This is a genomic window from Helicobacter pylori, from assembly GCF_011140715.1.
GTDB lineage: Bacteria > Campylobacterota > Campylobacteria > Campylobacterales > Helicobacteraceae > Helicobacter > Helicobacter pylori_DA.
On the sequence record NZ_SFZZ01000050.1, the window covers coordinates 39,574 to 54,410 of the forward strand.

Here is a 14,837-nt window from a genome sequence, read left to right on the forward strand (position 1 = left end):
TCCTAAAAATGGCGCAAAAAACTCTTTTGATTATCACTGATGGCATTGGGTATCGTAAAGATAGCGATCATAACGCTTTCTTCCATGCCAAAAAACCCACTTATGACTTGATGTTTAAAACCTTGCCTTATAGCCTGATTGATACGCATGGCTTGAGCGTGGGTTTACCTGAAGGGCAAATGGGAAATTCTGAAGTGGGGCATATGTGCATTGGGGCTGGTAGGGTGCTGTATCAGGATTTAGTTAAAATTTCTTTAAGCTTTCAAAACGATGAATTAAAAAACAACCCCGCTTTTTTAAACACGATCCAAAAAAGTAAAGTAGTGCATCTTATGGGTTTGATGAGCGATGGAGGCGTGCATTCACACATTGAGCATTTTATCGCTCTGGCTTTAGAGTGTGAAAAATCCCATAAAAAAGTCTGTCTGCATTTAATCACCGATGGGCGCGATGTGGCTCCTAAAAGCGCTTTAACTTATTTAGAAACCATGCAAAATATCTGCAATGAAAACATTCAAATCGCTACCATAGGTGGTCGTTTTTATGCGATGGATAGGGACAATCGCTTTGAAAGGATTGAGATTGCGTATAACAGCCTAATGGGGCTTAATCACACGCCTTTAAGCCCTAGCGAATATATCCAAAGCCAATACGATAAAAATATCACTGATGAATTTATCATGCCCACTTGTTTTAAAGATTATTGCGGCATGCAAGATGGTGAAAGCTTTATTTTTATCAATTTCAGGAATGATAGGGCTAGAGAAATCGTGAGCGCTTTAGGCCAAAAGGAATTCAGTGGCTTTAAGCGCCAAGCTTTTAAAAAACTCCATATCGCTACCATGACGCCTTATGATAACACTTTCCCCTACCCTGTTTTATTCCCCAAAGAAAGCGTTCAAAACACGCTCGCTGAAGTGGTCTCTCAACACAACCTGACCCAAAGCCATATCGCTGAGACTGAAAAATACGCGCATGTAACCTTTTTCATCAATGGCGGAGTGGAGACGCCTTTTAAAAATGAAAACCGAGTGCTTATCCAAAGCCCTAAAGTTACCACTTATGATTTAAAGCCTGAAATGAGCGCTAAAGAAGTAACCCTTGCGGTGTTAGAGCAAATGAAACTAGGCACGGATTTGATCATTGTGAATTTTGCCAATGGCGACATGGTGGGGCATACGGGGAATTTTGAAGCGAGTATTAAAGCGGTAGAAGCAGTGGATGCATGCTTAGGGGAAATCCTTTCACTGGCTAAAGAATTGGATTACGCCATGCTTTTAACAAGCGATCATGGGAATTGCGAACGCATGAAAGATGAAAACCAAAACCCCTTAACCAACCACACCGCTGGGAGCGTGTATTGCTTTGTTTTGGGGGATGGAGTCAAATCCATAAAAAACGGAGCGTTGAACAATATCGCTAGCAGCGTGTTAAAGCTCATGGGCATCAAAGCCCCAGCAACAATGGACGAACCCCTATTTTAAACTAAAGGAAAAGAATGCAAATTGATGATAAACTATTGCAACGCTTGGAAAAATTGAGCATGTTAGAAATTAAAGACGAGCATAAAGAGAGCGTTAAAGGCCATTTAGCGGAGGTTTTAGGCTTTGTAGAAAACATCTTCGCTTTAGAAACTCATGCACTAAAAACGGATACAGAGCTATGCACCCCCTTAAGAGAAGATAAGCCCAAAAGCCAACCTAACATTGCCAAAGAGATTTTAAGCCACAACAAACACAGCCAGGATCATTATTTCGTTGTACCTAAAATCATTGAATAGGTTTGATTGAATAGGCTTAATATCAAGTGAAAAGCTTGATTTTTAAAATCAAAGAGAAAAAGAGGCTATCGCTTGATCCAATTCAAGATTTTTTACTATTTTATTTTTAAAAACGCTTTCAGCCTTTTTTTAACTCATCAATCACTTCCACTAACCCCGCAACCGCCTTTTTGACTTCTTCATGCATGATAATATAAGGAGGCATGAGATAGATCGTGTTGTTTAAGGGGCGCAGTAACAAACCTTTTTTTAGAGCTTTTTTAAAAACCGCCAGACTCAAACGCTCTTTAGTTTGAATAAAAACTTCAAAGGCAAAGACCATGCCCAAATGCCTTAAATCAGACACCACTTGTCGCTCTATCAAGGGTTTTAACGCGTTTTGGAGCGTTCTAAAAATCAACTCGCTTAAAGCCTTGTTTTTTTCAATAACATTTTCTTTTTCAAAAATATCCAGCGTAGCGTTCGCGCATGCACATGCTAGGGCGTTTCCTGTGTAGCTGTGCGAATGCAAAAACGCTTTATTTTCTTCATAGGGAGCGTAAAATTGGTTATAGATTTCATTGCGGGTTAATAGCGCGCTTAAAGGCAAATACCCCCCACTAATCCCTTTAGACAAGCATAAAAAATCAGGCTCAATTTCGCATTGTTCATAAGCAAACATGCTCCCTGTGCGCCCAAACCCGGTAGCGATTTCATCAAAAATAATGTGGATGTCTTTTTGCTTGCACAATAAAACAGCTTGTTTTAAATACTTCGCGCTATAAATATGCATATTCCCTGCGCATTGCAAAAGCGGCTCTGCAATGAAGGCACAAATTTCTTCACCATGTTTATCTAACAAACGCTTTAAAGCGTTCAAACTATTTTCTATCTCGCTGTCGTTTTTAGGCACGGGCGTGATGAGATTCTTGAGCAATAAGGGGGTGTAAGTGTCTTTATAAAGTTTCACATCGCCCACGCTTAACGCTCCCAAAGTCTCGCCATGATAGGAATTAGAAAGCGATAAAAAAAGCTTTTTAGGGCGCGTTTGATTCTTTAAAAAATGGGCGTGATAGCTCATTTTCAAAGCGATTTCAATACAAGATGAGCCGTTATCCGCATAAAAGCATTTATCCATACCGGTGAGCTGGCAAAGCCTTTGAGAGAGCGTGATGATGGGCTTATGGCTAAAAGAGGCCAAAAGGACATGCTCTAAATTATCAATTTGATTTTTGAGCTGCTGGCTGATGTAGGCGTTATTATGCCCAAAAAGATTCACCCACCATGAGCTGATTAAATCCATGTAGGCGTTATCATTAAAATCATAGAGATAAATCCCTTGAGCCTTTTTAATGGGGATAATGGGGAAATTTTGATGCTCTTGCATTTGCGAGCAAGGGTGCCAAAGATACTCCAAATCCAAAGCGGCTAAATTTTCTTGAAAATTCATGTTAAAAACTCTCTATAATAAGGATAATTTTAATAACCTTTGGTTAAAATAAGGTTATTTGATTTTACTATAAGGTTGTTTAAACCTGAATTTCACATTTTTGATTTTTTAAAAGGGATTAGAGTTCTTATGATTGAATGGATGCAAAATCATAGAAAGTATTTAGTGGTTACAATATGGATAAGCACGATCGCTTTTATTGCTGCCGGGATGATAGGCTGGGGGCAATACAGCTTTTCTTTAGATAGCGATAGCGCTGCCAAAGTGGGACAGATTAAGATTTCTCAAGAAGAATTAGCCCAAGAATACCGCCGCCTTAAAGACGCATACGCTGAGTCTATCCCCAATTTTAAAGAACTCACTGAGGATCAAATCAAAGCCATGCATTTAGAAAAAAGCGCTTTAGATTCGCTCATCAATCAAGCCCTATTGAGAAATCTCGCTTTAGATTTAGGGCTTGGCGCTACCAAGCAAGAAGTGGCGAAAGAGATCAGAAAAACAAGCGTTTTTCAAAAAGATGGCGTTTTTGATGAGGAGTTGTATAAAAATATCTTAAAGCAAAGCCATTACCGCCCCAAGCATTTTGAAGAAAGCGTTGAAAGGCTTTTAATCCTTCAAAAAATCAGCACTCTATTCCCCAAAACCACCACCCCTTTGGAGCAATCCAGTTTATCGCTTTGGGCAAAATTGCAAGACAAATTAGACATTCTTATCCTAAACCCTGATGATGTTAAAATCTCTCTCAATGAAGAAGAGATGAAAAAATATTATGAAAACCATAGAAAGGATTTTAAAAAGCCCACAAGCTTTAAAACACGCTCTTTATATTTTGACGCTAGTTTAGAAAAAACTGATTTGAAAGAGTTGGAGGAATACTACCATAAAAACAAGGTTTCTTATTTGGACAAAGAGGGGAAATTACAGGATTTTAAAAGCGTTCAAGAGCAAGTCAAGCATGATTTAAGCATGCAAAAAGCGAATGAAAAAGCCTTAAGGAGCTATATCGCTCTAAAAAAAGCGAACGCACAAAACTACACCACGCAAGATTTTGAAGAAAACAACTCCCCCTATACTGCTGAAATCACGCAAAAACTCACCGCTCTCAAGCCCCTTGAAGTCCTAAAACCAGAGCCTTTTAAAGATGGTTTTATTGTGGTGCAGCTCATCTCTCAAGTTAAAGACGAATTGCAAAATTTTGATGAAGCCAAAAACGCTCTTAAAACCCGTCTGACTCAAGAAAAAACCCTTATGGCGTTGCAAACTTTAGCTAAAGAAAAACTTAAGGATTTTAAAGGGAAAAGCGTGGGCTATGTAAGCCCTAATTTTGGAGGCACTATTAATGAGCTGAATCAAGAAGAGAGCGCCAAATTTATCAACACCCTTTTTAACCGCCAGGAAAAAAAGGGGTTTGTAACCATAGGTAATAAAGTGGTGCTTTATCAAATCACAGAACAAAATTTCAACCACCCCTTTAGCGCAGAAGAAAGCCAGTACATGCAGCGTTTAGTCAATAACACTAAAACGGATTTTTTTGATAAAGCGTTGATAGAAGAATTGAAAAAACGCTATAAGATAGTCAAATACATTCAATAATGCAAGGGGAAATCATGGAACATAAAGAAATCGTTATAGGGGTTGATATAGGCTCTAGAAAGATTTGTGCCATAGTGGCTGAATTTAAAGACGGGATTCTACGCATCATTGGCACCGCTCATCAAGACTCTAAAGAAATCAATTCAAAAGCCATTAAAAGAGGGCGTATCAATAGCCTTGCTCACGCTTCTAACGCCATTAAGGAAGTGATTAATAGCGCTAAAAAAATGGCAGGTTTGAACGCTGATGAAGACAGGAATAACCCCATTTCCTCCTTTAGAGAATCGTATCACCCTAAAACTAAGGCGATCGTTTCTTTTTCTGGGGCTTATACCGAAAGCATTAGAGATGTTACTGGTGTGGCCAGCACCAAAGACAATGTGGTTACTATAGATGAAATCAATCGCGCTATCAATAACGCATGCGCTAAAGCAGGCTTGGATAACGACAAACACATTTTGCATGCCCTCCCTTATCGCTTCACTTTAGACAAACAGGAAGTGAATGACCCCTTAGGGATGAGCGGGACTCGCCTAGAAGTCTTTATCCATATTGTCTATACAGAAAAAAACAACATTGAAAATTTAGAAAAAATCATGATCCAATCTGGGGTAGAGATTGAAAACATCGTGATCAATTCTTATGCCGCCTCGATTGCTACCTTGTCTAATGACGAAAGGGAATTGGGCGTGGCTTGCGTGGATATGGGCGGAGAGACATGCAACCTTACGATTTATAGCGGCAATTCCATACGCTATAACAAATACTTACCCGTAGGCTCTCACCATTTAACCACGGATTTGTCGCACATGCTCAATACCCCATTCCCTTACGCTGAAGAAGTTAAGATCAAATATGGGGATCTTTCTTTTGAAGGCGGAGAAGAAACGCCCTCTCAAAATGTCCAAATCCCTACCACCGGCTCTGATGGCCATGAAAGCCATATTGTGCCGCTCAGTGAAATCCAAACTATCATGAGGGAAAGGGCTTTAGAAACTTTTAAAATCATCCACAGAAGCATTCAAGATAGCGGCTTAGAAGAGCATTTGGGCGGGGGCGTTGTGTTAACCGGTGGGATGGCTTTAATGAAAGGGATCAAAGAATTAGCCAGAACCCATTTCACTAATTACCCGGTGCGTTTAGCGGCCCCTGTGGAAAAATACAATATCATGGGCATGTTTGAAGACTTGAAAGATCCTCGCTTTTCAGTCGTGGTTGGCTTGATTTTATACAAAGCAGGGGGGCATACCAATTATGAAAGAGACTCTAAAGGGGTTATCCGCTACCATGAAAGCGATGATTACACAAGAACAGCCCATCAATCAAGCCCTACCCCCCATATCCATTCATCGCCTACAGAAAGGAATTTGAGCGATTTAAAAGCCTCTAGCACTCCTTTAAACACCGCTAAAAACGATGACTTCTTGCCTATAAAACCCACCGAACAAAAAGGTTTTTTTAAAAGTTTCCTTGATAAGATTTCTAAAATCTTTTAAGATACAGCCATTTCTTTATGCGATAAAAACGCCTTGATAGTTATCAAAAGCCAGAAAACATGGTATAATCCTTTAGCTATTTATCAAAGTTTAAGATTTGCAAAAATCGTATCTCAAGGGGAATGTGGCTATGGTTCATCAATCAGAGATGGAAAATTATAATATTGGTCAAGCGAGCATTGAAGAAGTAAGCGATCCAGCTTATAAAGGGGCTAAGATTGTCGTCATCGGTGTTGGAGGTGGGGGGTCTAACATGATTAAACACCTGGTTGAATACGGAGTGCATCAAGATGTTACCCCCATTGCAACGAACACTGATGGCCAACATCTCAAAAACAATCCCGCTCCGGTTAAAATCCTTTTAGGCAAAGAGTCTACTGGAGGTTTAGGCGCTGGAGGGGTTCCTGATATTGGTAGGAAAGCCGCTGAAGAAAGCGCTAATGAAATTAGAGAAGCGATTAAGGACGCCAAATTAGTCATTGTCTCTACAGGGCTTGGAGGAGGGACTGGGACTGGAGCCACCCCTACTATCGTTAAAATCGCAAAAGAAGTGGGAGCGCTCACGATTGCTATCGTTACCAAGCCTTTCAAATACGAAGGGTCTCAAAAAAGCAAGAAAGCCGAAGAGGGGTTAAAGGAGTTGGAGCAATCTAGCGATTCTATTTTGGTTATCCCTAATGATAAAATTCTTTTGACCATGAAAAAAAACGCCAGCACCACGGAATGCTATAGGGAAGTTGATGATGTCTTGGTTAGGGCTGTGAGCGGTATTTCTACGATCATCACTAAGCCCGGTGATATTAATGTTGATTTTTCTGATTTAAAAAGCGCTCTTGGTTTTAAAGGCTTTGCGTTAATGGGTATTGGTGAGGCCACTGGCGAAGAATCCGCTAAATTAGCGGTGGAAAATGCGATCCAATCGCCTCTTCTTGATGACGCTTCTATTGATGGGGCTAAGAGCATTATTGTCTTTTTTGAGCACCACCCTGATTATCCTATGTATGCTTATTCTCAAGCTTGCATATCTATTCAAGAACGAGCCAATCAAGATGTTGATGTTAAGTTTGGCCAACACACGAGCGAGAGTATCCCCATTGATCATGTGCGCGTTACTATCATTGCAACCGGTGCTGAAAGAAACAGCGGTGGAGCGGGTTTGGAATCTATCGCTACGCCCTCTCAGCCTGTGGTGAAACAAACAAGAAAAGTGGGTAATAGCGATTTTTTAAGAATCCCTACTGAAGAAGAACTATCCACACCCACAGCCATAAGGATCCAGCAAGATTAATTGCAGATCTCGCTTTCCCCCCTATTTTTATAGGGTCATAATAAAGCGGTTTGTTGGGTTTGCTCTCATTCTTTTTTAGAATAAAATTAAAAAGCTTTGATTTTAAAACTTTGATTTTTCGTTATGCTGATTTTTAGAGCGTTTTATGGGGGTTTTAACTTTAAAGGGAAATCATCATACCCCCCTATTGTTAATGAAACGCTAGAAAGCCGTTATAGGTTATATCTTTATCCAACACATAGATAAGAGATGGGTTTTCTCTACTTGTTGTTAGGCTTGTTGGTATTGTTTAACACGCTCGCAATAAAGCCAACGCTCATGCTCTTACCTTGTGCCAGAGCGTTAGAAATTTTAATGATTTCAAGGTTTTGTTTCGCGCTCAATCTATAAGTCTTACTCAAATTCCGCCTCTCATAGTCTCGGCTTTTAATGGCTTCTTTTTCCCATCCACTCACCTCATCAATGGTAAAAACTTTAGGGTATCCATACGCACGAGCCATGCTCTGCCTCCCTTTGATAGAGCCTACAATATAGCTCTCAAAAGGTTCGCTAAGCCTATCAATAGGTAAAATAGCTGCTTTGATTTGCGTTTTAGCGATTCCACCAAAATCTATGCCATAACCGCTATCAAGTTGTTTTTTGAAAAAGGTATAAACCTTGTCTTTTAATCGTGTGAGGGATTGAGGTAATTGCGCAGGCACTGAAAAAGCAATGCCATTGAATGTATCCCACACTTCACCATAACTACCAGGCTCAGCACCGATTAAATCCACTTCATTAGCGCTTGCGTTTTGACAATAGCAAATAGCCGCTTGACTAAACGCTCTAGCTAACACCAATAAGGTCTTTTTTAAATTAAAGGTATCACTAGGTTCGTTTTGAAATACGAAAAAGCTCGTTTCTTTATCGGGTAAAAGGTCATCTTTTAGGCTCTCTTTCCAATACCCTACCACTTCAATATAACCCAGAAAATCCCGCTTAAAGTTTAAAAATGATTTCAGCTGTCGTGTCCTTTCCATATTGTCCTTGCTTGTGTAGCGGTATCTTTTGACAAATTCCTTACTGGACATAAAGCCTTTCATTGGGGTTTCACTTTTAGGATTTAAGAATTTATTAACAAAAGGTTTTCCTAACCCCTTACAGAGTTTGGCGTAGATGGTTCCATTACCTCTCAAAAAGGCGTCAGCATCATAATAGGCGTCTATGAAATTAGAGTTGCCATTCCAATTTTTGGCTACTCGGTCTGCTTTAGAATGTTTATAACCGCTCTTATACGCTTCAATCAGTTTTTCTCGTTCCTCTTCAGTAAAATTAAAAGGTCTAAACGCCGAGATAGTCCCAAAGGGTAGTCTGTTTTTAATCTTACTCACCACCCTAGAAAGATTGGCGCTCTCAATAGTAGAGTCTTTAATAGGGTTCATCTTATAACTTAAAATCAACCTGTCAATGCTGTTCGAACAATGCAGAAATTTCATTTTCTCATCAATGGCTCTGACTTTAGAGCCTTCCATTCTTTCCAAAAAATCATAGTTCAATAGCATAACTCGCTCCTTTTTGTTATTGTTTAATGATACCACTCTATTACTTGCGCCGTTCTTTAACGCTGACTTTTTCCTGTCATACTCGTTTAGTTGAGCCAATAAAGATTGGTTAGGATTTTGACAGAAATTTTGAGAGAGATAGCTGTTTTTTAGCTTCCTTAGTATTCCTTAAGATTAGCATCAAGGACAGATGATAACGAATGGGAATTGATAGGGTCTTTTTTTGCTATCCAATAAGTCAAACTTGGTGCGTTTAGAATTATCCGCACCGATGAAAAGGTTTTTGAAATCGCTTGACATGGGTTATCCTTTAAAATCAACCACCATAACCAACGCGCCTCACGCCAATCACTTAGAAGAGTCTTGTTTGTTGATAGAAATATCTAGCTTGTTGAAAGGGATTTCAATACGATTAGCGTCCAGGGCGTTTTTGATGCGTTCAATGAGTTCGCTCCTCACATTAAAGATCCCATCTTCAATCTTTGCCCAAACCCTAATGGTGAAATTCAGCGAACTTTGTCCAAAATCCGTGATCCCAATAAAAGTGGGCATGTTTTTATCAATTTTTTCCATTGCGTCAATAACATCTTTTATAGTCTTATGCACCAGTTCAATATCGCTCCCATACCCTACCCCACAAACCCATTCAATGCGCCGACACGCCGTGTTATTGCTATTGATAATATTAGAATTAGCGACACTTCTATTGGGTAAAACCGCCAAGCGTCCGTCATGCAAGCGTAAAGAAGTGTTAAAAAAATTAAGTGCTTCTACTTTGCCCTCTAGGCCAGAGATTTCAATGATGTCTCCTTTTTTGAAAGGGTGTAAAATAATAAGGATTATCCCTCCAGCAATGCTTGAAAGGTAATCTTTTAAAGCCAACGCCACAGCGATCCCCACCGTTCCTAAAACAGTGATAATAGAGGTGGTTTGCACGCCTAGCGTGCTGAGTGCAATGATTGTGGTGATGATAAGGATTAAGATAAAAGTAACCTGCGCAACAAAATTTGCTAAAATCTCATCCTTTTTGGATAAAAGCTTCATGGTTTTGTTCCGTAAGAAAAACGAAAAATAAAAACCTATACAAAAGACAACAATGGCCTTGATTAAGATTATCCCAAAATGCTTTGCCTGCGGAAAAAAATCCACTAACAGCGTTTTAATTTCATCCATAAATCTTTCCTTGCAAATCACAAAATCGCTAAAAGAGACAAGATAACTTACCCTTATGTAGCTAATTTTGACATGTTAGCATGTTTAGGACTAACCTTATTACCACAACTCAAACGCTCAATCCAGTATTAGCGATAAATTCAGTGGCTTTTAAGATGCTGTCTAATGAAAAAGGGTTTTTGAGTGTTGAACCTAGAGATTACTTTACGCACACCCCCTACTTGATGGCTACCGCTTACTTTATGGCAATGGTTACCCCCTAGCTTGTCTTTAATGGATTTTATCGTTATGCTATCAACAAATACCGCTCTATAAGATTTTCGCATAAAGGCTATGGTGTGTTTAAAAGTCTCTGAGTAATTCTTTAAGAATTTAGGGGAGTTGGGGCTTTCTCAATTTTGGTCAATATTGATGTGGTTAGCAATCTTAATTTTTTGACCCCTTTTATAAGGCTTATAGCCTTCACCCTTCCTTTTTCTCAAAGAACAAAACAATAAAACAATAAACCCCCAAACCAAAACAACTAAAAATAAAAAAATGAAAAAAGCAACAGAAAAATAAAACACTGAAATATAATCAATAATGAAATCAGATAAAAAGCAAGACTAAAAAACATTTCCCTATCCCTGCACCGACCTACATTCCCACTCTTGAAAAGAGCAGTATTATCAGCGATGAAGAGCTTGACTTCCAGGTTCGGAATGGTTAACTGGGTAGTTCCTCTTCTCTAAAGGCACAAGGAAAAGGGAGCTAAAGATAAATCGCATTTACCCTTAACTCCCCTTTCTCTTTATAGGGAGCTGTTTTTAACAAAGAAGATCGTTAATAGCCTTTAACTTTAAATCATTGAGAGAGTATCTCATTCTACTTAAAATTTATAATATAAAAGTCTTTATAAAACTCCAACTCTCTTACACTCAGTAAGGCAGTGGTAACTTATCCATGCTCTATTGCCGTTATCTTATACAAAAAGCAAAAAACAAGCCAAACGCTCTATTAGTAGTAGTCAGCTAAACGCATTACTGCGCTCACACATCTACCCTATCAAGCACATAGTCTTTGTGCGAGCTTCAGGGAAAGTTCATCTTGGAGTTGGCTTCCTGCTTAGATGCTTTCAGCAGTTATCACATCCGTGTGTAGCTACCCAGCGATGCTCTTGGCAGAACAACTGGTGCACCAGTGACACGTCCATCCCGGTCCTCTCGTACTAGGGACAGCTCTCCTCAACTTTCCTACGCCCACGGCAGATAGGGACCGAACTGTCTCACGACGTTCTGAACCCAGCTCGCGTACCGCTTTAAATGGCGAACAGCCATACCCTTGGGACCTGCTCCAGCCCCAGGATGCGATGAGCCGACATCGAGGTGCCAAACCTCCCCGTCGATGTGAGCTCTTGGGGGAGATCAGCCTGTTATCCCCGGGGTACCTTTTATCCTTTGAGCGATGGCCCTTCCACACAGAACCACCGGATCACTATGACCGACTTTCGTCTCTGCTTGACTTGTATGTCTTACAGTCAGGCTGGCTTGTGCCATTACACTCAACTTGCGATTTCCAACCGCAATGAGCCAACCTTTGCAAGCCTCCGTTACTTTTTAGGAGGCGACCGCCCCAGTCAAACTACCCACCAAGCATTGTCCTGCCTGTGGATAACACAGGCCAGTTAGCTAACAGAAACATCAAGGGTGGTATCTCAAGGATGGCTCCATAAGAGCCAAAGCCCTTACTTCAAAGCCTCCCACCTATCCTGCGCATGATATTCCCATTAGCAGTGCTAAGTTGTAGTAAAGGTCCACGGGGTCTTTCCGTCTTGCCGCGGGTAGGAGGAATTTTCACCTCCACTACAATTTCACTGAATCTCTGGTTGAGACAGCTCCCATCTCGTTACGCCATTCATGCAGGTCGGTATTTAACCGACAAGGAATTTCGCTACCTTAGGACCGTTATAGTTACGGCCGCCGTTTACTCGGGCTTCAATTCAACGCTTCATCTTGCGACTGACGCATCCTCTTAACCTTCGAGCACCGGGCAGGCGTCACACCTTATACTTCCTCTTACGAGTTGGCAAAGTGCTGTGTTTTTGGTAAACAGTCGGGAGGGACTCTTTGCTGAGACCACATCGCTGTGGCACACCTTATCGCGAACTTACGGTGCTAGTTTGCAGAGTTCCTTAACCAGAGTTCTTTCACGCGCCTTAGAATACTCATCTCATCTACCTGTGTCGGTTTGCGGTACGGACGACTATGGATATGCTTAGAGGCTTTTCTTGGCACGACGGTATCAGCGATTCTCCCTTTGTCCTAAAAGGACTCAAAGAGCCTGTTTGGGTTTCAAATACAGAGGTGGATTTGCCTTCCCTCCAATCTACGCCCTTAGACTAGCGCTTCCATCAGCTAGCTCGCTTAACCCTATGCGTCCCCCCATCACGCTCCATAGTCGGTATTGGAATATTAACCAATTTGCCATCACCTACCCCTTTCGGACTCGGCTTAGGACCCGACTAACCCTACGATGACGACCATCGCGTAGGAAACCTTAGATTTACGGCGGATACAATTCTCATATATCTTATCGTTACTCATTCCTGCATGCTCACTTCATACCGCTCCAGCACTCCTTACCGGTATACCTTCAACGCTGGTATGAACGCTCTTCTACCACTGTGTTTAACACAATCTACAAATTCGGTGTCTATCTTAGCCCCGTTATATTTTCAGCGCATGACCACTAGACCAGTGAGCTGTTACGCTTTCTTTAAAGGATGGCTGCTTCTAAGCCAACCTCCTGGTTGTTTGAGTAGCCACACATCTTTTTCCACTCAGAATAGAACTTAGGGACCTTATTTGGTAGTCTGGGTTGTTCCCCTTTTGACGATTGATTTTATCACCCACCGCCTGACTCCCAAGATACGATAAAAGGTATTCGAAGTTTGATAGGGTTTGGTACCGCGGCGAGCAGCCCTAGCCCAATCAGAGCTCTACCCCCTTTTATTATCACTTGAGGCTATACCTAAATATATTTCGAAGAGAACCAGCTATCACTAAGTTTGTTTGGCCTTTCACCCCTATCCACAGCTCATCCCAACCCGTTTCAATGGGTACGAGTTCAGTCCTCCACGCGCTATTACACGCGTTTCAACTTGGCCATGGATAGATCACTTAGCTTCGGGTCTGCAGCATCTGACTTGTTCGCCCTATTAAGACTCGCTTTCGCTACGGCTTCGCATTCGCTTAACCTTGCCAGATACCACAACTCGCAGGATCATTATGCAAAAGGCAGTCCATCACCCTGATAAATCATAGGGCTCTGAATGATTGTAAGCAGATGGTTTCAGGTTCTATTTCACTCCGCTCACTGCGGTTCTTTTCACCTTTCCCTCACGGTACTTGTTCGCTATCGCTCAAAGAGTAGTATTTAGGGTTGGAGAGTGGTCTCCCCGGCTTCAACCTGGATTTCTCGTGTCCTGGCCTACTCTGGATACTGCTACCTAAGAACGCCTTGTCGCATACAAGGCTATCACTTTCTATGGCTTACCTTTCCAGGTAACTCTGCTAAAGCGTTCTCTTGGATGTTGCAGTCCTCAACCCCGAATGCAAGCACTCGGTTTGCCCTTTTCCCCGTTCGCTCGCCACTACTTAGGGAATCTCGTTGATTTCTTTTCCTCTAGTTACTGAGATGTTTCACTTCACTAGGTTCGCTCTCTATTAAAGAGTAACTAATATCTCTATTAGTTGGGTTGCCCCATTCGGACATCTACGCATCAAAGCTCCTTGACAGCTCCGCATAGCTTATCGCAGTCTAGTACGTCCTTCATCGCCTCTCTTTGGCAAGGCATCCGCCATCTGCTCTTAAAAGCTTGTTTTAAATTTTAAAATATCCTTTAAAACCCGCCCTTTTATAATGAATAACGACAATTGCACGAATATTCTTCAGCACTACCACTGCCTTAATGAATATAAGACAGAGTTATTGTAGTTTTACTTTACTTTTACATAGGCTATTAACAATATTAAATCAAATAACTTCGTTTTTCTTTAAAAACCCGCTATAATCGCTCTTAATGTTAAACCCTTTAAAGAAGACTAACAATGCTTGATCCCTAATCTTTTTTAATCGCCAAGTTTTATCAGCTAAGGAGCTTTTTATTGTTGAAAGCTTTTAGCTTTTATAATAATTTAACTTGAACTTGTTTAAAAGCTTTTTAAGCTTTTATGGCTTGTTTGAGTTGTTTCAAATTAAAGAACTTTTTAAAGCTTGTCTTTAAAAACGAAATGTAATTATAGACATGCAATGCTTAAATTTTGCTTAAAGTTTTTAGAATTTGAAAGAAATGGATAAAAGCGGTTTGGAATGATTGGAAGGGGGGGTGGAATAAAGCTTTAAATCAATAAAGCTTTAATAAAATAAAGCTTTAATAAAATAAAGCTTTGAATCAATAGAGCTTTGAATAAATTAAGATAAAACGCATCGCAAAATAAAACATTTCAACATTTCATAAGATAAAAAGATAAAACGCATCGCAAAATAAAACATGTCA

9 protein-coding genes and 2 rRNA genes are annotated in these 14,837 nt (G+C 40.6%); 5 read left to right on the forward strand and 6 right to left on the reverse strand.

Translation table 11 applies throughout. The features are described 5' to 3' along the window. Positions 1-8 precede the first annotated feature (8 nt). A complete protein-coding gene (gene gpmI / locus EWZ81_RS04540) occupies positions 9-1,484 on the forward strand; it encodes a 2,3-bisphosphoglycerate-independent phosphoglycerate mutase (protein ID WP_165549161.1) in 1,476 nt (491 codons plus the stop codon). A gap of 14 nt (positions 1,485-1,498) precedes the next feature. Next, the gene (gene gatC, locus EWZ81_RS04545; protein ID WP_165549162.1) at positions 1,499-1,780 is read left to right on the forward strand and encodes an Asp-tRNA(Asn)/Glu-tRNA(Gln) amidotransferase subunit GatC; all 282 of its coding nucleotides are present in this window, start codon (positions 1,499-1,501) and stop codon (positions 1,778-1,780) included. Between the two features lie 118 nt (positions 1,781-1,898). Here the strand turns inward: gatC and bioA are convergent, their stop codons facing one another. Beyond that, positions 1,899-3,209 (reverse strand): adenosylmethionine--8-amino-7-oxononanoate transaminase, encoded by a 1,311-nt coding sequence (bioA, locus tag EWZ81_RS04550; RefSeq protein WP_165549163.1) that lies wholly within the window; start codon positions 3,207-3,209, stop codon positions 1,899-1,901. 129 nt (positions 3,210-3,338) lie between these two features. Here bioA and EWZ81_RS04555 point away from each other — a divergent pair, with 129 nt between their 5' ends. The 3 genes from EWZ81_RS04555 to ftsZ all read left to right on the forward strand — a co-directional run bounded on the left by EWZ81_RS04555 (position 3,339) and on the right by ftsZ (position 7,586). Beyond that, positions 3,339-4,802 (forward strand): peptidylprolyl isomerase, encoded by a 1,464-nt coding sequence (locus EWZ81_RS04555; protein WP_165549164.1) that lies wholly within the window; start codon positions 3,339-3,341, stop codon positions 4,800-4,802. Between the two features lie 14 nt (positions 4,803-4,816). Beyond that, complete coding sequence (gene ftsA / locus EWZ81_RS04560; RefSeq protein ID WP_165549165.1) at positions 4,817-6,298, forward strand: cell division protein FtsA; 1,482 nt, start codon at positions 4,817-4,819, stop codon at positions 6,296-6,298. A 130-nt stretch (positions 6,299-6,428) separates the two neighbouring features. Beyond that, positions 6,429-7,586: a cell division protein FtsZ gene (ftsZ, locus tag EWZ81_RS04565; protein WP_165549166.1), complete on the forward strand. Its 1,158-nt coding sequence runs from the start codon at positions 6,429-6,431 to the stop codon at positions 7,584-7,586. A gap of 260 nt (positions 7,587-7,846) precedes the next feature. On the opposite strand, the gene EWZ81_RS04570 is transcribed toward ftsZ, so the two are convergent. From EWZ81_RS04570 to EWZ81_RS04590, 5 genes are all read right to left on the reverse strand, one after another. Continuing rightward, complete coding sequence (locus EWZ81_RS04570; RefSeq protein WP_165549167.1) at positions 7,847-9,127, reverse strand: hypothetical protein; 1,281 nt, start codon at positions 9,125-9,127, stop codon at positions 7,847-7,849. Between the two features lie 348 nt (positions 9,128-9,475). After that, the gene (gene mscS / locus EWZ81_RS04575; protein ID WP_000343428.1) at positions 9,476-10,300 is read right to left on the reverse strand and encodes a small-conductance mechanosensitive channel MscS; all 825 of its coding nucleotides are present in this window, start codon (positions 10,298-10,300) and stop codon (positions 9,476-9,478) included. A gap of 140 nt (positions 10,301-10,440) precedes the next feature. Further along, positions 10,441-10,626: a hypothetical protein gene (locus EWZ81_RS08320; protein ID WP_205250232.1), complete on the reverse strand. Its 186-nt coding sequence runs from the start codon at positions 10,624-10,626 to the stop codon at positions 10,441-10,443. A gap of 297 nt (positions 10,627-10,923) precedes the next feature. After that, positions 10,924-11,041, reverse strand: a 5S ribosomal RNA gene (gene rrf / locus EWZ81_RS04585). Between the two features lie 234 nt (positions 11,042-11,275). Further along, a 23S ribosomal RNA gene (locus EWZ81_RS04590) occupies positions 11,276-14,162 on the reverse strand. Positions 14,163-14,837 lie beyond the last annotated feature (675 nt).